23 protein-coding genes are annotated in these 20,524 nt (G+C 58.4%); 1 reads left to right on the forward strand and 22 read right to left on the reverse strand.

All coding sequences use genetic code 11. The features are described 5' to 3' along the window. Positions 1–26 precede the first annotated feature (26 nt). From flhB to putP, 20 genes are all read right to left on the reverse strand, one after another. A complete protein-coding gene (gene flhB, locus HCI85_RS13975; protein ID WP_167145316.1) occupies positions 27–1,163 on the reverse strand; it encodes a flagellar biosynthesis protein FlhB in 1,137 nt (378 codons plus the stop codon). A 3-nt stretch (positions 1,164–1,166) separates the two neighbouring features. Further along, positions 1,167–1,943 (reverse strand): flagellar biosynthetic protein FliR, encoded by a 777-nt coding sequence (fliR, locus tag HCI85_RS13980; RefSeq protein ID WP_090252099.1) that lies wholly within the window; start codon positions 1,941–1,943, stop codon positions 1,167–1,169. 1 nt (position 1,944) lies between these two features. Further along, positions 1,945–2,214 (reverse strand): flagellar biosynthesis protein FliQ, encoded by a 270-nt coding sequence (gene fliQ, locus HCI85_RS13985; RefSeq protein WP_167145319.1) that lies wholly within the window; start codon positions 2,212–2,214, stop codon positions 1,945–1,947. Positions 2,215–2,216: 2 nt separating this feature from the next. After that, positions 2,217–3,002, reverse strand: coding sequence for a flagellar type III secretion system pore protein FliP (gene fliP / locus HCI85_RS13990; RefSeq protein ID WP_167145321.1), 786 nt, complete (start codon positions 3,000–3,002; stop codon positions 2,217–2,219). Next, the gene (fliO, locus tag HCI85_RS13995; protein WP_160087936.1) at positions 3,002–3,433 is read right to left on the reverse strand and encodes a flagellar biosynthetic protein FliO; all 432 of its coding nucleotides are present in this window, start codon (positions 3,431–3,433) and stop codon (positions 3,002–3,004) included. Before fliO ends, fliP begins: the two co-directional genes overlap by 1 nt. Before the next feature lie 2 nt (positions 3,434–3,435). Next, the gene (gene fliN / locus HCI85_RS14000) at positions 3,436–3,906 is read right to left on the reverse strand and encodes a flagellar motor switch protein FliN (RefSeq protein ID WP_090252089.1); all 471 of its coding nucleotides are present in this window, start codon (positions 3,904–3,906) and stop codon (positions 3,436–3,438) included. Positions 3,907–3,938: 32 nt separating this feature from the next. After that, on the reverse strand, positions 3,939–4,910 hold the full coding sequence (gene fliM / locus HCI85_RS14005) for a flagellar motor switch protein FliM (RefSeq protein ID WP_090252087.1): 972 nt from the start codon (positions 4,908–4,910) through the stop codon (positions 3,939–3,941). A 13-nt stretch (positions 4,911–4,923) separates the two neighbouring features. Beyond that, positions 4,924–5,451, reverse strand: a complete 528-nt coding sequence (fliL, locus tag HCI85_RS14010) for a flagellar basal body-associated protein FliL (RefSeq protein WP_090252085.1) — start codon at positions 5,449–5,451, stop codon at positions 4,924–4,926. Positions 5,452–5,684: 233 nt separating this feature from the next. Then, complete coding sequence (locus HCI85_RS14015) at positions 5,685–6,935, reverse strand: flagellar hook-length control protein FliK (protein ID WP_167145323.1); 1,251 nt, start codon at positions 6,933–6,935, stop codon at positions 5,685–5,687. Between the two features lie 118 nt (positions 6,936–7,053). Further along, the gene (locus HCI85_RS14020; RefSeq protein WP_090252079.1) at positions 7,054–7,407 is read right to left on the reverse strand and encodes an Hpt domain-containing protein; all 354 of its coding nucleotides are present in this window, start codon (positions 7,405–7,407) and stop codon (positions 7,054–7,056) included. Between the two features lie 30 nt (positions 7,408–7,437). Then, the gene (locus tag HCI85_RS14025) at positions 7,438–9,132 is read right to left on the reverse strand and encodes an ATP-binding SpoIIE family protein phosphatase (protein WP_167145325.1); all 1,695 of its coding nucleotides are present in this window, start codon (positions 9,130–9,132) and stop codon (positions 7,438–7,440) included. 14 nt (positions 9,133–9,146) lie between these two features. After that, positions 9,147–9,452: an STAS domain-containing protein gene (locus HCI85_RS14030; RefSeq protein WP_090252075.1), complete on the reverse strand. Its 306-nt coding sequence runs from the start codon at positions 9,450–9,452 to the stop codon at positions 9,147–9,149. Between the two features lie 144 nt (positions 9,453–9,596). Further along, positions 9,597–10,049 carry a flagellar export protein FliJ gene (fliJ, locus tag HCI85_RS14035; RefSeq protein ID WP_090252074.1) on the reverse strand — a complete coding sequence of 151 codons (453 nt, stop codon included), beginning with the start codon at positions 10,047–10,049 and terminating at the stop codon, positions 9,597–9,599. A 3-nt stretch (positions 10,050–10,052) separates the two neighbouring features. Beyond that, the gene (gene fliI, locus HCI85_RS14040) at positions 10,053–11,414 is read right to left on the reverse strand and encodes a flagellar protein export ATPase FliI (RefSeq protein WP_090252071.1); all 1,362 of its coding nucleotides are present in this window, start codon (positions 11,412–11,414) and stop codon (positions 10,053–10,055) included. After that, positions 11,404–12,237 carry a flagellar assembly protein FliH gene (gene fliH / locus HCI85_RS14045; protein WP_167145327.1) on the reverse strand — a complete coding sequence of 278 codons (834 nt, stop codon included), beginning with the start codon at positions 12,235–12,237 and terminating at the stop codon, positions 11,404–11,406. The genes fliI and fliH overlap by 11 nt, the downstream gene beginning before the upstream one ends. A gap of 25 nt (positions 12,238–12,262) precedes the next feature. Continuing rightward, the gene (gene fliG / locus HCI85_RS14050; protein WP_090252067.1) at positions 12,263–13,279 is read right to left on the reverse strand and encodes a flagellar motor switch protein FliG; all 1,017 of its coding nucleotides are present in this window, start codon (positions 13,277–13,279) and stop codon (positions 12,263–12,265) included. Then, positions 13,272–15,059 (reverse strand): flagellar basal-body MS-ring/collar protein FliF, encoded by a 1,788-nt coding sequence (gene fliF, locus HCI85_RS14055; RefSeq protein WP_167145329.1) that lies wholly within the window; start codon positions 15,057–15,059, stop codon positions 13,272–13,274. The genes fliG and fliF overlap by 8 nt, the downstream gene beginning before the upstream one ends. 15 nt (positions 15,060–15,074) lie before the next feature. After that, entirely contained in the window at positions 15,075–15,404 is a 330-nt protein-coding gene (gene fliE, locus HCI85_RS14060) for a flagellar hook-basal body complex protein FliE (RefSeq protein ID WP_090252062.1), read from the reverse strand. Between the two features lie 93 nt (positions 15,405–15,497). After that, positions 15,498–15,719 (reverse strand): VF530 family protein, encoded by a 222-nt coding sequence (locus tag HCI85_RS14065; protein ID WP_108490472.1) that lies wholly within the window; start codon positions 15,717–15,719, stop codon positions 15,498–15,500. 293 nt (positions 15,720–16,012) lie between these two features. After that, positions 16,013–17,500 carry a sodium/proline symporter PutP gene (putP, locus tag HCI85_RS14070; RefSeq protein ID WP_160087948.1) on the reverse strand — a complete coding sequence of 496 codons (1,488 nt, stop codon included), beginning with the start codon at positions 17,498–17,500 and terminating at the stop codon, positions 16,013–16,015. A gap of 720 nt (positions 17,501–18,220) precedes the next feature. Here putP and HCI85_RS14075 point away from each other — a divergent pair. Further along, positions 18,221–19,081, forward strand: coding sequence for an HDOD domain-containing protein (locus HCI85_RS14075; protein WP_446730783.1), 861 nt, complete (start codon positions 18,221–18,223; stop codon positions 19,079–19,081). A gap of 162 nt (positions 19,082–19,243) precedes the next feature. Here the strand turns inward: HCI85_RS14075 and HCI85_RS14080 are convergent, their stop codons facing one another. Both HCI85_RS14080 and HCI85_RS14085 read right to left on the reverse strand, forming a co-directional pair. Beyond that, the gene (locus HCI85_RS14080) at positions 19,244–19,663 is read right to left on the reverse strand and encodes a group I truncated hemoglobin (protein ID WP_167145333.1); all 420 of its coding nucleotides are present in this window, start codon (positions 19,661–19,663) and stop codon (positions 19,244–19,246) included. 2 nt (positions 19,664–19,665) lie between these two features. Beyond that, complete coding sequence (locus HCI85_RS14085) at positions 19,666–20,523, reverse strand: DUF3034 family protein (protein ID WP_167145335.1); 858 nt, start codon at positions 20,521–20,523, stop codon at positions 19,666–19,668. Between the last annotated feature and the right edge of the window lies 1 nt (position 20,524).

Consider the following 20,524-nt stretch of genomic DNA (forward strand, 5'->3'; position numbering starts at 1 on the left):
ACGCGCCAAAGCAATGTGGCTGAGCGTTACTCGTCGCGGCGTAAATCTGGCGGGATGGGCATATCCGGCAACGGGCCAGGACGTTTGCCCTTGCCCGCCTGGTACTGACGCAGCTGGTAGACGTACGCCAAGACCTGAGCGATGGCCAGGTACAGGCCGGCCGGGATTTCCTGATCCAGCTCAGTGGAATAGAACACCGCCCGCGCCAAGGCTGGTGATTCCAGCACCATGACCTTGTGCTCGTTGGCGATTTCGCGAATCTTCAATGCGGTGAAGTCACCGCCCTTGGCCAGCAGCACCGGCGCACTGCCTTTGGCCGGGTCGTACTTCAAGGCCACGGCAAAGTGCGTCGGGTTGGTGATGACCACATCAGCGTCGGGCACCGACTGCATCATGCGTCGCTCGGCCATTTCACGCTGCAACTGGCGAATACGCTGCTTGACCTCGGGCTTGCCCTCGCTGTCCTTGTACTCGTCGCGCACTTCCTGCTTGGTCATCATCAGCTTCTGCTTACTGCTCCAGAGCTGAAACGGCACATCCACGGCGGCAATCAGAATCAGCCCGCAAGACATCCACAATGCACTCCAGCCCACCACCGTGGCGGAGTGCAGGATGGCCGCTTCAATCGGTTCATGGACGATCGCCAGCAGGTCTTCTTGCCAGGCCGAAAGCACCGCTACGCCCACCAACAGAATCAGGGTGAACTTGGCAAACGCCTTGAGCAGCTCAACCAAGGCATCGGTCGAAAACATGCGTTTAAGCCCTGCCAGAGGGTTCATGCGACTGAGTTTGGGCGCCATGGCTTCGGCCGAGAACAGCCAGCCACCGAGAGAGATCGGCCCCACAATCGACACAATCAACAACAACACGAACAGCGGGAACAGCGCTTCCAGAGCGATCTGCCCAGAAGCCGCCAGCCATAGCGACATGCTGCGCTCATCCATGATCACCTCGCGGGTCAGCGAGAAATTACCCCGCATGATATCGAGCATGGCGTTAGCCATGCTGCCACCAAACGCGAGCATGCCGCCAAAACCACCGAGGGTAACCGCCAAGGTATTGAGTTCTTTAGAACGGGCAATCTGCCCCTTTTCACGGGATTCGCGTAGGCGTTTCTCCGTGGGTTCCTCGCTTTTATCGGCACCGCTCTCGGATTCGGCCATGGCTTAACTCGCCCCCGCCATTTCACGCAGAAACTGCAACGCCTCAGTGGCAAATACCTGGTACTGCGCGAGGATATCGGCCATGCCAATCCATACGATGACCATGCCCAACACCAGGGTCAGTGGGAAACCAATGGAGAAGATATTCAGCTGCGGCGCGGCGCGGGTCATTACCCCGAATGCCAGGTTGATCACCAACAACGCGGTAATCGCCGGTAATACCAGAAGCAGAGCCGCCCCCAATACCCAGCCTAGTTTGTTGGCAATTTCCCAGTAGTTTTCCACCAGAAAGCCACCACCTACTGGCAGGGTGAAGAAGCTCTCAGCCAGCACTTCAAACACCACCAGGTGGGCGTTCATGGCGAGAAACAGCAAGGTCACCAAGATCATGAACACCTGACCGATCACTGGCACCGAGATCCCATTGGCCGGGTCAATCATTGAGGCAAAGCCAAGGCCCATCTGGATGGCCACAATCTGACCGGCAATGACAAACACCTGAAAGAACAGTTGCAGGACAAACCCGAACATCAAGCCAATCAGGATTTCCTGGGCAATCCAGATAAAGGCTTGCAGGTTGATGGCATCAATCACTGGCATCGGTGGCAAGGTCGGCATAATCACCACACAGATAGCCAGGGCCAGGTACAGGCGTACCCGCGCCGAAACCAGCTGGGTACCAATGATCGGCATAAACATCAGCAGGGCCGAAATGCGAAACAGCGGCAGCAGAAAGCTACCCACCCACGCACCGATCTGCTCGTTGCTTAGCTCGAGCATGTCAGCCGATCAGCATCGGAATGTTCATGATCAGATTCTCGGTGTACTCCATCAGCTCACGCACCAGCCACGGCCCGAGCACAATCAAACAGACCAAAATCACCAACAGCCTGGGCAGAAAGCTCAAAGTCTGTTCGTTGATCTGTGTGGCGGCCTGAAACATGGCTACCAACAGCCCTACCAGCAGGCTCGGCACCACCAAAATGGCCACAATCATGGCGGTCAGCCACAGCGCATCACGAACCAAGTCCACCGCAACTTCAGGCGTCATGTCTAAGTACCTCCGAAGCTGGCCGCCAGCGTACCCATGATCAGCGCCCAGCCATCAATCAACACAAACAGCATGATTTTGAATGGCAGAGAAATGATCAACGGCGAGAGCATCATCATACCCATCGCCATCAAGATACTGGCCACCACCATGTCGATGATCAGGAACGGAATAAAGATCATAAAGCCGATCTGGAAGGCGGTTTTCAGCTCGGACGTGACAAACGCCGGCACCAGAATGGTCAGCGGCGCCTCTTCCGGGCTGGCGATATCCGTGCGCTTGGACAGGCGCACAAACAATTCAAGATCGCTTTCACGGGTCTGTGACAGCATAAAATTCTTTATCGGCCCTTCGGCCTTGAGAATCGCTTCCTGCGCAGGCAGTTGCTCGTTCAGGTAGGGCTGCAGCGCCTCGCGGTTAATCTGATCGAACACCGGCGCCATGATAAACATGGTTAAAAACAGCGCCATACCAACCAGGATCTGGTTAGACGGTGTCTGTTGCAACCCCAGGGCCTGACGCAGAATCGAGAAGACAATGATGATCCGGGTAAAACTGGTCATCAGCATGACAAACGCTGGAATAAAGCTCAGCGCAGTCATGATCAGCAGGATTTGCAGGCTGACCGAGTACTCCTGCTGCCCAGCTGTGTCGGTACTCAGGGTGATTGCCGGGATCGACAGCGGGTTATTGCCCGACTGAATCAAGGTACTGGCAGTCGGCGGATCGGCAGCGAATGCCAGTGACGCACCCAGACTAAAAACCAGTATCAGCAGCAAACGCAGCATCACGACTTGTCCTTCTGGTCTTTACCCAACAGCTCCATCAGGCGCTGAGCAAACTCGGTCGAGGCAGGCTCAACATCCGGCATATGCACCGGCTCTTTCAGCACATGCAACGACGTGATGGTGCCCGGGGTCAGACCCAGCAATACCTGCTCGTTACCCACCTGCACCAGCACCAGGCGATCACGCGGCCCCAGCGCCTGGGTGGCCAGCACTTTGATGACCTGGCCACCCCGCGGCACGATTTGCTGCACGCGGCGCACCAGCCAGGCCAGCAGAAAAATCAGGCCAATCACCAACAGCAGGCCCAGCAGCAGCTGTACAAGTTGCCCGCCCATACCTGTTCCAGCAAGGGGTACAGCCGCTTGCGCGGCCGGTTCGGCAGCCAGAGCCGCAACCGGTAGCAGCAAGCCCAACACTAGGGTTCTAAGCATGGTTAGCGCAGCTTCTTGATGCGTTCACTTGGACTGATCACGTCAGTCAGGCGAATGCCGAACTTCTCGTTCACCACCACCACTTCGCCGTGGGCGATCAGGGTGCCGTTGACCAGCACATCCAGCGGCTCACCGGCCAGACGATCCAACTCGATCACCGAGCCCTGGTTGAGCTGCAGCAGGTTACGGATGGTGATATCGGTATTGCCGACCTCCATGGAAATGGACACCGGAATATCCAGAATCACATCCAAATTCGGCCCATCCAGATTCACCGGCAGGTTCATCTTCGGCGCACTGTCAAACTCTTCCATTGGCGCACGCGGCGCTGATGGAGCAGGGTCGCTGGCGGCGAGCATGGCGTCGATATCATCCTGCCCGGCATCGCCGGCTTCAGACAATGCAGCCGCCCACTCATCAGCGAGTGCCTGCTCCTCGGGCGAGCTGGCTTCGTTTTCGTTTTCGTCTGCCATCGTATTTCCTCGGCTGGCGTTGAATAGGGGAATTAGCGGTTACGCTCAATGGGGCCGAGCACCTGCAAAGCCAGCTTGCCTTTGTGCGCCCCCATCTTGACCTTGAAAGAGGGCACACCGTTAGCGCACAGCACCACGCTTTCCGGCAGCTCCACCGGGATCACGTCACCGGGCTGCATATGCAGAATGTCGCGCAGTTTGAGCTGGCGGCGGGCAACAGTCGCGCCCAGGGGCACGCTGACGCCAAGAATGTCTTCGCGCAGCGCTTTGATCCAGCGCTCATCCTGGTCATCCACATCGGACTGGAAGCCTGCATCAAGCATCTCGCGGATCGGTTCGATCATCGAATACGGCATGGTGATGTGCAGGTCACCACCACCGCCATCCAATTCAATATGGAAGGTCGATACCACGATCACTTCACTGGGACTGACGATGTTGGCCAGCGCGGGATTCACTTCCGAGTTGACGTACTCGAAGTTGATATCCATCACCGCGTGCCAGGCTTCCTTGAGGTCAATAAAGGCCTGATCCAGCACCATGCGCACCACACGCAACTCAGTGGGGGTGAACTCACGCCCTTCGATCTTGGCGTGCCGGCCATCGCCACCAAAGAAGTTGTCGACCAGCTTGAACACCAGCTTGGCGTCGAGAATAAACAGACCGGTGCCGCGCAACGGCTTCATCTTCACCAGGTTGAGGCTGGTCGGCACGTACAGCGAGTGCACGTATTCGCCAAATTTCATGACCTGCACACCGCCCACCGCCACATCGGCGGAGCGGCGCAGCAGGTTGAACATGCTGATGCGGGTATAGCGCGCAAAACGCTCGTTGATCATCTCAAGCGTCGGCATGCGCCCACGGACAATGCGGTCCTGACTGGTCAGGTCATATTGCTTGACGCTTCCCGGTTCGGCTTCGTCCTCGGTTTCAACCAAGCCGTCGTCGACACCATGCAGCAGGGCATCGATCTCATCCTGGGAAAGCAGGTCTTGCACAGCCATAGATGGCTCCTGATTACTGCAACACGAGGTTGGTGAACAGCACTTGCTCAACCGTGACTTTGCCGGTCTCTTTCTCTGCCAGCTCCTGCACGCTGGCAGTCGCTTGCTGGCGCAGCATTTCTTTACCGACCGGGGTTAGCAAGGAACCGAAATCCTGACCGGAAAACAGCATCACCAGGCGGTTACGCAACACCGGCATGTGCACCTTGAGCGCATCCAGGGCCACTTGATCACGGGTCATCAACGCCACACTAACCTGCATATAGCGGGCGCGGCCTTGGTGGTTGAAATTCACGACAAAGGCCGGTGACAGCTCTTCATAGATTGCGGCCTGTTTGACGGGTACTGCTGGTTCGGCACTGACTTCTGCCTTGGCTTCTTCAGCCCCTGCGTCCTTTTTACTTAAAAAGAACCAGGTTCCCCCCACAGAAAGGCCCACAGCGAGCAACACCGCAATAACGATGATAATGATCAGCTTCATTTTGCCGGCTGGTTTCGCCTCGGCATTTGCCGGTGCCGGTGCTGCTTCTTTCTTAGCCATGCCAATAATCCGTCGTTATTCGGAGTTCTATCCGTTTTCAAAGGGTTACGAGCAAGTGTTATGCCAGTCTGTCAACAAACCTGCTCAGTACGAGTGGCGCAGCACCTGAAGGTGATGCGACCAAGGCATTCGATCAACGTACGCCCAAACAAAATCGCCCGACTCCCACACACGGGGAGTCGGGCGAAATGCAGTTTAGATCAGTGGACCATGCAACTACAGCAGCAAGCGCTCTATGCGTAGTAATCAACCAAGGCACGGGCACTTACAGATGGCGTGCGAGCCGACTCGACCGCACTCGAATGCAGTTCCTCATCCCCGCCAAGCAGTTCACTGGAGGACCCTCCGCGACTATTGCCACCATCGCCCCCCTGCCCTTGCCAACCGCGGTTCAGCGACTGATCAGAAACATTCACGTCCGGCTGATTCATACCCTGCTGGGCAAACAGTTCGCGCAAACGGTGCATCTGCGAATCCAGCGCCTCACGCACACCGGCATGTGGACTGGCGAACGTCACCTGACTTTGGTCCTGGTTCACACTGATGCGCACCTCCAGACGGCCGAGCTCTGCAGGATCCAGCTGAATCTCAGCCGACTTGAGGTTCTGGCTGGACATCACCATCACCCGATCCACCACTGCTTCGCTCCAGCCACCCTGTTGCATGGCCACCGGTTGGCCAGCCAATAAGGGCGCGCGCGCCTGGGTCACTTGCTGGTTCATCGCCTGAGTCAGGGCATTGAGCTTACTGACAAAGTTCTCCGGCGCGTTATTGGCCGTGCCTTCCTTCAGCGCCTCCAGGCTTTTACCGGTGAGGGCTTCAAGCTGTAACTCTGGCAGTTCCAGGCTATCCCCCTCGACCGGGGTTTCATCCTGTACCACCTGACTGGCCAACAAGCTTTGACTGACGTTTTGCGCCTGGGCCGAGGGCGCTCCAGCCTGATCGGCCTGCAGCTTCTCCTTCGCCCCCATTTCCAGGGCCATGCGCACTGCCGGCAGCTGATTGAGCGCATCCAGCTCAGCATCAAAGCTGGCCTCGGTCATGCTCGCCGGGCCGGAGCTGGTCAAGTTACCCGTGGTGACCATCAGCGGCACAGGTTCGGCTTCAAGCGCCACGTCATCCGTCTCGGCTACGGGCATCTCACCGGTGATACCAAGCAACAGAAGCGGATCCAGAACGGCGCCATCGCTTGCCGGATCAGTCGGCAAAGGCTTGCCGCTATCGGCAACCTCGGCTTGCCCAACGGCAGCCTGCGCCTGCGCATCCAGCGGTTCGTCTTTATCAACATTGCTTTCACGTGCCGGCTTTGCAGGCCCGTCGTTACGTTCAGCCGCTTTAGCCTGCCGCTCTTTGGCATACACCTGAGAGAAGCTGGAAGCCTCATTCTTATTAGGCTGCGCGGGTTTTTCCGGCGGTTTTGATGCAGCAGCTCTGGGCTTTACTTCAGGTGCTGACTTGAGCAGCAGATCGGGGGCAACGGACATGGATACTCTCCGCTCGGGATTGGTCGTGCGAAGGGTTTTGCAAGGGGCGGGCCAACTTGTTTATTGGCAGACAGGGCGAGGTGAGCTGCAGCAACGTCAGGAGACAGGCGCAGCAAGGTTAATGCCGATAACGCTGGCGCTCGGACTTGAGCAGGATGCGCACAATGGCAAACTCACGCTCAATTTGTTCGACCAGCTCAGGAGCCTGCTCCAACTGTTCGCGACGCCCAGCCTCTTCCAGCTGTTTACACAGGCCCGCCAGCATCGGCGCCCCCATGTTGCTGCAACTGCCTTTAAAGCTGTGAGCCGCCAACCGCAAGCTTTGCGCATCGGCCGCTTGCTCGGCTTGGCGCAGTACGAGCAGGCGCTCTTCAGAATCAATCAGAAAGGTGTCCAGCAGCACCGGATATTCATCTTCCATGACATCCTGCAAGGCCGCTAATACTGCGCTATCAAGGTGAATATCGGACAACGGCTCGCTCCCCTCGCGTGGTGCCCCGGATTATGCCCCAGGCAACCAGGAAAACTCCACGCGCACCCCCGGTTCGCCGTCGCCCCAACTGCAACGCTCACTCAGTTGCCTGACCAAGGCCAGTCCGCGGCCACTCAAACTATGCGCGTCACGCGGTTCAACGGGCACTTGTTGAGGATCGAACCCCGAGCCACTGTCTTCAACACGGACGATCAAGCGCCCTCCTGCGCCTTCAGGTAACAACTGCAGGTGAAAGCGCACAAATCCGTCGGTCAGCGCAGCCAGGCGCACACTGCGCTGGCGGTAGTACTCAGCAAACCCCTCGGCATTTGCCTTGAGTGCTGAGTCCAACCCCAACACGCCATGCTCAAGCGCATTGGAATACAACTCGGCCAACACACTGAACAAGGCTCCGCCTTGAGGCCTTAGCCCCTGCACCTCAAGCAGTAATTGCAGGAGGAAAGGCAGCGGGTTGAAGTGACGCAGGGTTTCACCGCGAAACTCGAAGCTGGCCGACCAGTCCAGGGAATGACTCTGGCCATTATCGGCAAAGGCCAGTGGCGGACGGCTCAACTCCGCGTCATCAACCAGGCTGACCTCGAGCAAGCTGACATCGTCCTGCTGCTCACCGCTGAAATGGGTCAGCGCCTGCTGAATTTCAGTGAATAAAGCAGGCAGCTGCCGGTTAGCGGCGATCACCTCCAGCAAGCGCTCTTCACCAAACAACTCACCGAGCTTGTTACAGGTCTCCAGCACACCATCGGAGAGCAGAAAAACCCGATCACCCAGCGCCAGCGGGTAGACCTCATACTTGTCGTTGAATGCGGCCGGTTCCAGCACACCCAACGGCAAGTGCCGCGACACCAGCGGCAAACGCTCGCCACTGCCACGCAGCAGATAGCCATCAGGCAGGCCGCCATTCCACACCTCGACCACCTGCCGCTGGAAACTGATATTCAACACCGTCGCACAGCAAAACACCCCGACGGGGAGAATGCGTTTGAGCTTGGCATTGATCTCGCGTAGCACTTCGGCGAGGGAATAGCCCTTGGCCGTCATGCCATAGAACACCTCAGCCAGCGGCATCGCCCCAATCGCTGCGGGCAAACCGTGGCCGGTGAAATCCCCCAGCAACACATGCATGCCACCCGACGGTTTGAACGCAGCCAATAGCAGATCGCCGTTGAACACTGCATAAGGTGATTGCAGGTAGCGGATATTCGGTGCATCCAGGCAACCAGAGTGCGTCACCTTGTCAAACACGGCCTTGGCCACGCGCTGCTCAGTGAGCAGGTGTTCATTGTGCATGGCAATCAGATCACGCTGCTGCAGCACCGTATCCTGCAGGCGGCGCAAGCGATCCATGGCCTTGATTTTCGCTTCGAGAATGACCCGATTGTAGGGTTTAGCAAGAAAGTCATCACCGCCGGCCTCCAGGCAGCGCACCAGGGCTTCGCCTTCGGTCAGTGAGGTCAGAAAAATGATCGGCACCAACTCTTCGCCGGCCACCTGCTTGATCCGTCGGGCAGCTTCAAAGCCGTCCATGATGGGCATCAAGGCATCCATCAGGACCAGCTGCGGCCGCTCTTGCTCGAACAGGGCCACTGCCTCCAAACCATTACTGGCGGTCAGTACCCGGTGCCCTTGGCGACTGACGATGGTCGACAGCAGCATGCGATCAGCCGCGTTGTCCTCGGCAATCAGGATGGACAGACGCTCAGCCATGACACGCGCCTCGATCAGGCGATTTTAAACAGCTGCTCGAAATTCGAGATTGCGAGAATCTTGCGCACATCCGGGTTGCAGTTGAGCAGGCGGATTTGCGCACTGTCGCCGCCGGCATGGTCACGCAACAGCAACAGCATGCCGAGCGCGGAGCTGTCCAGGTAAGTGGTGTCTTTGAGGTCTACAACGTAGCGTTGCGGGGTGCTGTTGACACGCTCGTAGGCATTGCGAAATTCCTGATGCGCGCCGAAATCGAAGCGTCCCTGAATCAGAATGGTCAGCTCTTGCCCATCGGATGAGGGCAGCGAGGTGATGGCCATGAATTACTCCTATAAGCGAAAAGACGAGGCCGCACATACCAGTGGACCAGGCAGCAGGTTATGCATGATCAAGATGTAGCATTGCAATGCGCTGGCAGCAACTGTTTAGGCTGTGTCGATGTATTGCAGGTGGGTAATTCGCGCTTAAGACTGCGAATCGCGGGCGGATATGCGCTGGGACAACTCATCAAGCAGTTTCTGCTCACGCTTGTCCTCAGCCAGGCGTGCTTCATCCTGATAACGCTTGACCAATTTGCGCAAACCTTCCAACCGCGCATAGCGCTGCTGCCAGGCCTCTCGCACCTTTTCCATATTGCTGCGGTGCCAGTCAACGCTGGTGCGCTGTTGGCCGATGGCGGTTTCCAGCTGGGTAAGAAAGCGCTGATAGTTCATCAGCCACTGCCCGGAAACCCCGCGCTGGCCCTCGCTGATCCATTGCTGTTGGTAGTCTCCGCGGTAACGCTCCAGATCGCCCAACTGCACTTCAGCCTGGCGCAGCAGGCCCTGGCAACGACCTAATTGCAGTGCAGCCTCACGCTCGGCACGCTCGGCCATATCGACCACCGGGGCCAGTCGCGCGGCGCGGCTTTGTGCCATGGATTATGCGCCCGCTGCAGCGGGATTGAAGGTCGCAGCCAGCTGTGCGCTGCTGCTTTCCAGGCTTTCGTTGTCCTGCAGGTTCTGCCGCAGGTACTTGACCATGGCCGGCTGGCGGGCGATGGCCAGGTCAGTATCCGCATCACCACCCGGTACATAGGCACCGACGCTGATCAGGTCGCGGCTCTGCTGATAACGCGACCACAGCTGCTTGAAGCGCTGCGCCAGGCGCATGTGCTCAGCGCTGACCACCTGCGGCATGACCCGGCTGATTGACGCCTCAATATCGATGGCTGGGTAATGCCCCTCCTCAGCCAAACGCCGTGACAGCACAATATGGCCGTCAAGCACGCCACGAGCGGCGTCGGCAATCGGATCCTGTTGGTCGTCGCCCTCACTGAGCACGGTGTAGAACGCAGTAATCGACCCACCGCCCTTCTCAGCATTACCAGCCCGTTCGACCAACTTGGGCAGGCGGGCAAATACCGAGGGCGGATAGCCTTTGGTTGCCGGCGGCTCGCCAATGGCCAGGGCGATCTCGCGCTGGGCCTGGGCAAAACGGGTCAGCGAATCCATCAGCAACAGGACGTTCTTGCCCTTGTCGCGGAAGTATTCGGCGATGCGCGTGCAGTACATGGCCGCGCGCAAACGCATTAGCGGCGCATCATCGGCCGGCGAGGCCACCACCACCGAGCGCTTAAGGCCCTCATGGCCGAGGATCTCGTCGATAAATTCTTTTACTTCGCGGCCCCGCTCGCCGATCAGCCCGACCACGATAATGTCGGCCTCGGTAAAGCGCGTCATCATGCCGAGCAGCACCGACTTACCCACACCGGTACCGGCAAACAACCCCAGGCGCTGTCCACGCCCTACCGTCAGCAGGCCGTTAATGGAGCGAATGCCGACATCCAGCGGTTCGCTGATCGGGTGGCGGTTGAGCGGGTTGATCGCCGGGCCGTCCATCGGCACCCAATCCTCCGCCTTCATGCCACCCTTACCGTCAAGCGCGCGACCCGTGCCATCAAGCACTCGGCCCAGCATAGACATGCCCATTGGCAAGCGTCCGGTGTCAGGCAGCGGCACTACACGAGCACCTGGGGCGATGCCCGCCAAGCTGCCGACCGGCATCAGAAAGATTTTGCCGTTGGAAAAGCCCATGACCTCGGCTTCAACCTGCACCGGATGATAGCTGTCGTCATTGATGACCAGGCAGCGACTGCCCAGGGCAGCACGCAGGCCTTCGGCTTCCAGGGTCAAACCGACCATGCGCAGCAGGCGACCCTCGACCAACGGCTGAGTTGGCAACGTCACGGCCTCGCTGTAACCCGCCAGGCGCTTGGCGAAACTCACCCGATCAAGGCGCATCCGGGCTCGCCTGACTGTGTATCTGCGTAGCCTCCACCGCTGGAGCATCCAAATCGGTATGCAAATCAGCCTCCAGCGGGTGCGCGGCCTGCTCACGCTGCTGCTCGAACAGCTGTTTGATCGCTTGGTTCAAGCGGGTTTCCACCGTGGCATCAATACGGCTGAGTTCGCTTTCCACCCGACACCCACCGGGCAGCAAAGAGGCATCTTCGAGAATTCGCCAGCTTTCTTCGTGGCGCTCGCGCAGGGCCTTGATGATTTCGAAGTCTTGCGGGTTGACGTGAATACGGATGTTACCGGTGCCCATCGGCAGCAACTTGAGCGCCTCGCTGAGCACCTGGCGAATCTGACTCGAGTCACTGACCAGCTCGCGTTGAATCACCTGGCGCACCATTTGCCCAAGAAGGCTGACCATGGCTTCTTCAAGCTGCTGATCCTGTGCGCTAATCGGCTCGAACAGCTGCGTCATCAGCTGCTCCATGCTGGCCAGTTTGGCGGCCAAGGCGATATCAGCTTCCTGCTTGGCCTTCAGTTGGCCAGCATGAAAACCGTCCTTCTCACCGGTGGCAAAGCCTTCGTTGTAGGCGTCCTGACGGATTGCCTCCAACTCATCCAACGTCAAGGGTTTGACGTCTTCAAGGGCCACCTCTTCACTCTCAGCCGGAGCCTGATCGCCCGCCTCAACCGACGGGTCATTCACATGTTCTTCTTCGCTGGGCTCGGGGAGTTCCACTTCCGGGTCGAAGCTGGGCAACGCCCACACATCAACGCCTTTGAGATCCTTGGCGCGAATCAGCTCGCTGGGCGGCTCTTTACTGGACATGCGTCAAACCATTGCGAGCCATGTGTTAGACCATTTCCTCGCCGCCCTTGCCGCCCAGGACAATTTCCCCGGCTTCGGCCATGCGCCTGGCGATGGTGAGAATTTCCTTCTGCGCAGTTTCCACGTCGCTGACGCGTACCGGGCCTTTGGCTTCCAAATCGTCGCGCAGCAGTTCGGCGGCTCGTTTGGACATGTTCTTGAAGACTTTTTCCTTGATCGCCTCGTCAGCACCTTTGAGCGCCAGCACCAGCACATCCGACGACACTTCGCGCATGAGGGCTTGAATACCCCTGTCGTCGACATCGGCCAGGTTGTCGAAGACAAACATCAGGTCTTCGATCTGGCTGGAAAGGTCTTCGTCGACTTCGCGGATTGAGTCCATCAGCTGACCCTCAACCGAGCTGTCGAGGAAGTTCATGATATCCGCCGCACGTTTGACCCCGCCCAATGCGGCACGGGACGTATTGGCGCTGCCAGAAAACTGCCGCTCAAGGATGTCGTTGAGTTCTTTCAGCGCAGCCGGCTGCACAGTTTCCAGTGACGACACGCGCAGGACGATGTCCAGGCGTACCTTATGGTCGAAATGCCCGAGTACTTCACCGGCTTGATCGGGGTCCAGGTAAGCCACGACGATGGCCTGAATTTGCGGGTGTTCGTAGCGAATCACGTCAGCCACGGCGCGCGGCTCCATCCACTTCAGGCTGTCGAGACCACTGGTGCTGCCGCCGAGCAAAATACGGTCAATCAGGCTGCCCGCTTTATCTTCGCCCAATGCCTGCGTGAGCATCTTGCGAATATAACCATCGGCACCAACGCCCAGGCTGGTTTGATCACCGACGATGTCGACAAACTCCCCCATCACCTGTTCGACCTGCTCGCGCTGGATATTGCGCATACCGGCCATGGCCACACCTACCCGCTGGACTTCTTTCGGGCCCAGATGACGCAGCACCTGGGCGGCGTCGGTTTCACCAAGCGACAGCAGCAGAATCGCGGCCTTGTCGACTTTGCTCAATTTAGTGGCGGTTCGATTATCACTCATCGGCGTTAATCCACTCTTTCACAACCTGGGCTACGCGGCCCGGGTCTTCGGCGACCAGGCTCTTGATGGCGTTCAGTTGTGCATCATACCCCTCACTCGGGCTTGGCAGGAGGATGCTTTGCGGACCGCCCAGGCTCACACGGTCCTCAGCCAGATCACCGCCCAGTGCGCCCATTTCACCCAGCTCGACATCGCCATCACGGCCGTCACTTTGGCCTTTGCCGCCATTGGTGATGTTGTTGAGGACAGGGCGCAGCACACCAAATACCAAGATGAGAATAAACAGCACACCGAGGACTTGTTTGACCACATCCCAGAACCACGGCTGGGTGTAGAACGGGATATCAATCATCTCTTCGCCCAGTTCGGCGGAGAACGGCGTATTGATCACGCTGACGCTGTCACCCCGACTGGCGTCAAAACCTACCGAGTCCTGTACCAGGCGGGTAAACCGCGCCAGGTCATCGCTGCTCCACGGCACGCGTGTGGTTTCGCCCGTGGCTGCGTCGACTTTCACCTGATCATCCACTACCACCGCTACAGACAGCCTGCGTAGGCGACCCTGCTGCTGCTTGGTGTAGCTGATTGAACGATCCAGCTCGAAGTTGCGTGTGGACTGCTCACGTTTGTCCTCTGGGTACGGCGCCAACATGGCCAAACCGGTGGCCGGATCGATGATCTGAGCGCCATTGGCATCCAGCAGCGGCTGCCCGGCAGCAATCGGCCCCGGCACGGCCGGCGCAGCGGCACCCGCTTGCTGCGGCGCGGCACCAGCTGCAGGCGGCTGGTTGCTCAGCGCGCCGGGGACACCTTGTGGCGGCAGGCTGCTGGTACGTTGTTCGTTGACCGACTGCTCGCTGCGCAGCGCCGGTTGATCCGGGTTAAACATTTCCGAGGTGGATTCCACCGCGCTGAAATCCACATCCGCCGAAACTTCGGCCTTGTAGCGACCCGAGCCCAGTACCGGTTGCAGGATGTTGTGCACGCGCTGGGTGAACAGGCTTTCCATGCGGCGGCTGTAATCGAACTGCTTGCCGGCCATGGTCAGCTCGGACATTTCCTGAATATCCGACAGCAGATTGCCCTTCTGGTCGACCACGGTGACCTGGGCCTTGTCCATTTCCGGCACGCTGCTGGCGACCAGATTGACGATCGCCATGACCTGACTCGGTTCCAGGCCGCGCCCGGAATACAACTCAACCAATACCGAGGCGCTGGGTTTGCGCTCATCACGCACAAACACCGAACTCTTCGGGATGGCCAGGTGTACACGGGCCGCTTTAACGTTATTCAAGCTGGAAATGGTACGCGCCAGTTCACCTTCCAAGCCGCGGCGATAGCGGGTGGCTTCCATAAACTGGCTGGTGCCCAGGCCTTGCTCCTGGTCGAGAATCTCAAAACCGACGCTATTGTCTTTCGGTGCAACGCCAGCCGCAGCCAGGCGCATACGGGCGCGCGCCAGGTCGCCTGATTTGACCAGCAGCGCGCCAGAATTGGGTTCCACGGTGTATTTGATATCAGACGCGGACAACGTCTCCATGACCTGCGACGCGTCCATACCGTCGAGGCTGCCATAGAGCGGCTGATAATCCGGCTGCTGCGACCACAGCACCACAGCAAAACCGATGGCCACACTCGCAGCCAGACCGACCAGCAGGCCAATCTGGCGCAACATCGACATGTCGGCGAGGTTTTCCAGAAAGGTCAGGCCGAACAGCGGTTTCTTCGGCTCATCACCACCGGTGGTGGCAGGTACGTTTGCAGCGACGGCTTCAGCCATGATTCAGCCCTACCCTTAAACCGGCATCTGCATAATGTCTTGATAAGCCTGAACCAGCTTGTTGCGCACCTGGGTCATGGCTTGAAAGGAAACGCTGGCTTTCTGCGACGCGATCATCACGTCTGTCAAATCCACGCCACTGGTGCCCATCTCAAAGGCAGTTGCCAGTTTGTTGGAGGCCTGCTGGGTTTCGTTGACCTTGCCCACCGCCTGCCCGAGCATCTCGGAGAAGCTTGGCGCACCGGGTTCTGGCGTGCTGGCGACAGGCTTCTGACGCGCCATGGCGTCGGCCTGCATGGACCGCATTTCCAGCATCAAGCGATTGAATTCAACACCCTGGCTCATCTCTACCTCCACTGGCCGCGGTTTTTTGACGCTTCGCGGCGTTTGCAGAGGTATTGCAACAAGGGTGCCAAATTTCGAACTAGGACTTAACGTCTATTTCCGTGTTTGCGAACGGACATACAGCGCCTCGACCTTCTCCCGCGCCCACGGCGTCTTGCGTAAAAAAGTCAGGCTGGACTTGATGCTGGGGTCACTCTTGAAGCAACGGATATCAATCCGCTCAGCTAGACCATCCCAGCCATACTGAGCCACTAATGCGGTGAGAATGGCTTCAAGGGTGACGCCGTGTAGCGGATTTTTAGGTGATTGAGTCATGCAGAACCTGTACGGACAGCTCGATTAAGACAAACCCCGCCACCATAGCCAAGCCGGTGAACAACCGAAAGCCTCCAGCGTGATTGGGCATCAGCATAAAAATTACCTGGAGGCCGCTATGCCGCTGCGCCGTAACGTCAGCAAGGGTGAGCCTCAGGATAAGTCGCCATAAAAAAGCCGGCCCACACCAAGGGTGTGGGCCGGCGAAGCACTATCGAGTCGCACGCACATCGCCGCGAAACAGGTCCGCGGGGCAACTGAGCGACCAGCCAGTTGCCAGGTATTTCAAACTATCAGGCCGACTGGTATTCCTTCTCGGCTTCGTCGAAGCGCTTGATCATGCTGGCCGATGGGCCGCTGCCGATCTTGCTGAACACCAGAATGGCGATGGTGGCGAAGATAAAGCCTGGGATGATTTCGTACAGGCCCAGGTGACCGAGGAAGTTCTTCCACAGGATTACAGTCAGAGCACCCACCAGCATGCCGGCCAGCGCGCCGTTGCGAGTCATCTGCTTCCATACCAGCGAGAGGATCACCACCGGACCGAACGCAGCACCGAAGCCTGCCCAAGCGTAGGACACCAGGCCCAGCACGCGGTTTTCCGGGTTGGCAGCCAGCATGATGGCGACGATCGCGATCAGCAGCACCATGCCACGACCGACCCATACCAGCTCGGTCTGCGACGCATCTTTACGCAGGAAGGCCTTGTAGAAGTCTTCGGTCAGGGCACTGGAGCACACCAGCAACTGGCAGCTCAGGGTGCTCATCACTGCAGCCAGAATGGCGGACAGCAGAATGCCGGCAATCCATGGGTTGAACAGCAGCTTGGCCAGTTCGATAAACACGCGCTCTGGGTTCTCGGTTACCGGGCCTGCGAGGTCCGGGTTGGCGGAGAAGTACGCAATACCGAAGAAACCCACAGCCACGGCACCGCCTAGAGTGAGAATCATCCAGGTCATGGAGATGCGGCGGGCTGCCGGAATCGATTTAACCGAATCAGCGGCCATGAAACGCGCCAGGATGTGCGGTTGACCGAAGTAGCCCAGGCCCCAGGCCATCAAGGAGATCACGCCAACAAAGGTCGCGCCTTTGAGCATGTCAAAGTTGGTTGCATCTTTGAGCTCGATCGCTGCGAAAGTCGCATCGGCACCGCCAGTGGCAATCAGCACCACGACTGGGGTAAGGATCAAGGCAAAGATCATCAGGGTAGCCTGCACGGTGTCAGTCCAGCTCACCGCCAGGAAGCCACCGATGAAGGTGTAGGCGATGGTCGCCGCAGCACCGGCCCACAGCGCGGTCTCGTAGGACATGCCGAAGGTGCTTTCAAACAGGCGGGCACCGGCCACAACACCGGAGGCGCAGTAGATGGTGAAGAACACCAGAATCACCAGCGCGGAGAAGATGCGCAGCACGCGGCTGCTGTCTTCGAAGCGGTGAGTGAAGTAATCCGGCAGGGTCAGGGCATTACCGTTGTGCTCAGTCTGCACGCGTAGACGGCCAGCGACGAACAACCAGTTCAGGTAAGCACCGACAATCAGGCCGATGGCGATCCAGCCCTCGGACAGACCGGACAGGTATACCGCACCCGGCAAGCCCATCAGCAGCCAGCCGCTCATGTCCGATGCCCCCGCCGACAAGGCGGTAACAAAACTGCCCAGGCTACGGCCGCCCAGGATGTAATCGGAAAGGTTCTTGGTGCGCATGTACGCGAACAGGCCAATCAGCACCATGAGCGCGATGTACACCACAAAGGTGACGAGCATCGGAGTATTTGCAGTCATTGGGGGGCTCCCCTCTTGATTGTTGTTATTTCAGCAACAGGGATTAGCCCCCATTGCCAACATGGCATTGCACGCCTGCCTATGCAGGTGAAGCTACTTACCGCAACCGAGGCACAAAGAACCTGCTTACGATCGGCTGTGCTTCGTCGCCGCGGCGTAAAAACGCCTGTCAACGCGTTAGCATGCGAGATCGTAAAAAGGCTCTGGAGCCCCAATACAACAACGGGCGCATGCCGCAAGACAGTCGCCCGTAAAAATCCTTTTAATGGCCCGCCAACGCCTTACCCCTGGCAGGACTCGGCATGCACTGGCCGGTTTGAAAACCGCTGCACACCGGTAAAAATGCTGCATCGCTCACCACAAAGTGCGCAGTAACATGGCCGGACAAGAACCTAACAATGAAGGCTGTTGCGCTCATGCACGGTCCTTATCTGCTCATTGCCTGTGTTAGGTCTAGCCCAAACTCGCTAGCTTGCTGGGGCATCCTATGAGCAGAAACCTGCGCACCGTGTAAATCGAGCATGGAATTTAGTGGCAGATGCATGAACGCTTCTTACAAAAAACTCTGGAGTTTTTGCAAAAAACTCCAGCAGCGGGAACTTCCTACAAATAGCGTTTAAAGCAGAAAGGCAACGCACGCGTTGCTGGCCCTGCCATCCATCGTCATGTCCAACAGACGCATAACGGCCATCTAGACTGCATTCATCAAGTTGGAGGTGTGTGTTGCAGAGTGAAGCATCCGATTACTCCATTTACCGCCGTGTCGTTTCACAGTTAATGCAGGGCGAAGAGCAATTGCCCAGCCTACCAACCATTACCCTCGATATCCGTCGCGCCTTGGGTGACCCCAATATTTCCCGAAACACCCTGGTGCGCCTGATCAGCCGCGATCCCGCCCTAAGCGCCCTGCTGATGAAACATGCCTCCAGCGCCCTTTATCGCCACACCCTGCCGCCCAAAACCCTGCACGAAGTGATCAGCATGCTCGGCATGGCTGAAGTCGACCGAATTACCATGGTGCACAGCATCAAAAGCCTGTTCACCCTGCACAGCCCGGGGCACAAACGGCTATTTGTAGAGGCCTGGGAGCGCTTGGTCATCAAAGCCAGCATCAGCGCCATGCTGGCACGCTTGCTGGGCCATGTGACGGCGGAGCACGCGTTGCTCGCCAGCCTGCTCAGCGAGGTGGGCACCCTTGCCGTGCTGTCAGCGTTCAGAAGTGAACGCGTAACACCCTCTAATGAGCTCTATTCAAAGCTGTGCCAGGAGTACAGCAAATCGCTCGGCATCATCGTGTTGAAGAAATGGTCGGTGCATAACGAATACATCGAGATCATTCGCAACGCTGGCAACTGGCAATGCAGCCCGGGGCATAGCCTGCAATTGCTGGATCTGGTCAACCTGGCGCTCTATCACGCCATCAAGGAGCACACGCCAACCGCCGAACTGCCCTCACTTCAAGAACTGGCGGCCTACCAGAAACTGATGCCACCGCAGGATTTTATCGGTGAGAACGGCGAACTCAGCATGGTGATAAGTCACCGCGCCGACATTCAGGCGATAGCCCAGACGTTGCGTTAATACCCCATACAACCCGGCACCGCACACGCTACAGTCGCATTGAGCCGGCAACAGCCTCGTAGCGGCGTGACTGGCTCCCGATTGAACTGCAGCTGAGGTGTTTGCCAAGCCCAGCGTTTACAAAGCAGGACGACCGTGTAGCAGGTTTGGTCGAAAGACGTTCTAGCGGTCAATCACCTGCGCACGCATCGGCGCCAGGCGCGCCAGCAGGCGGTTTTGCGCCGGCATGGGTACGTTCTGCGCGCTCATTGCCTCCTGCAGGTTTTCCACCAGGGCGTTGAAGTCGCTCGGCGTGAGGTTCTGGCCCTTGTGGCTCTCCTCCATGCTGTCGCCGGTGTACGTGCAGGGGCCGCCCGCTTCGACGCAGATCTGCTCCACCAGTTTGTCGCGCAGACGCTCGATATCGATATTTTCAAAGTGCCGAACGATGCGCGGATCAGCAGCGATGTTCAGCAACATGCCTTCAACGATACGAGTGATCCCGGCCTGCTCACCCAACTCACGGTACAGGCTGTCGTCTTTGGGCGGCTGCTGAGCGCAGGCCGCCAGGGTCAGAACCATCGCTAACAGCACACTGCGCATGCCTAGAAACTCCCCTGTACGGACAGATAAACCCCGTCCTGATGATCCAGTGTGGCAATCTCGCCCAGGCGCGCATACGCCAGCACCACGGCGAGATTCTTGTTGGGGAAGTAGCCCAGAAACAAGTCGGCCCAATCGCTTTCACCCGCAAAGCTCAGGTTATCCGGCTTTTCGCGGTACTCGACCCCAAGCGCCCAACGCGGATTGAACAGCACGGCGACCGAACCTTCCTTGAGCACCGAATGACGATCACGGCGGTCACCGCCAAAGCCCAACAGCCCCAGCTCATTGGCTCTACTGTAACGAATACCGCCGTTGAGCAGCAGGTTGTAGCCAAAGGCACCGCCAAGGATCAGCCGGCTGGCCGTGAGGTAACCCTCGGTGTCCTCGCTGCGCTGGGCGCCAACCAGGCTGGGAATCAGAAAATCCTTCTGGCGCTTATGCTGAATGCCCAGAGAAACTTGCGGCAACTGGTCGTAGATCAGATCACCGAATAGGCGCACTTTGAGGCCAAAGATGTCCTGACTCAGGCTGTTCTCAGGTAAGTTGAGGCCGCGCGCCAGGTTACCCAAATCAAAACGCTGACGGGCGTAAGACAATTCAATACGGTTGTCGAAAGCGACACCGACACCGGCCACGTCCAAACGGTAATCGCCCGTCTCAACCCGCGTGGCGAATACATCCGCGCCCCACTCCCCGCGCTCACCGTACCCAGACAACACGGCCCAAGGCGTAATCCCGCCACCGGCGGCGCCTTCAATACTGCTGGCACCGCCGGTGGCCAGCAAACGGCCATCGGCACAGGCCAGATTGGCCAGCAGGCCGAGCAGCAGGAAAATGCAGCGTGGCAGGTAAGTCATA

Origin of the sequence: Pseudomonas sp. OTU750018 (assembly GCF_011636575.1) — a bacterium.
Lineage (GTDB): Bacteria > Pseudomonadota > Gammaproteobacteria > Pseudomonadales > Pseudomonadaceae > Aquipseudomonas > Aquipseudomonas peli.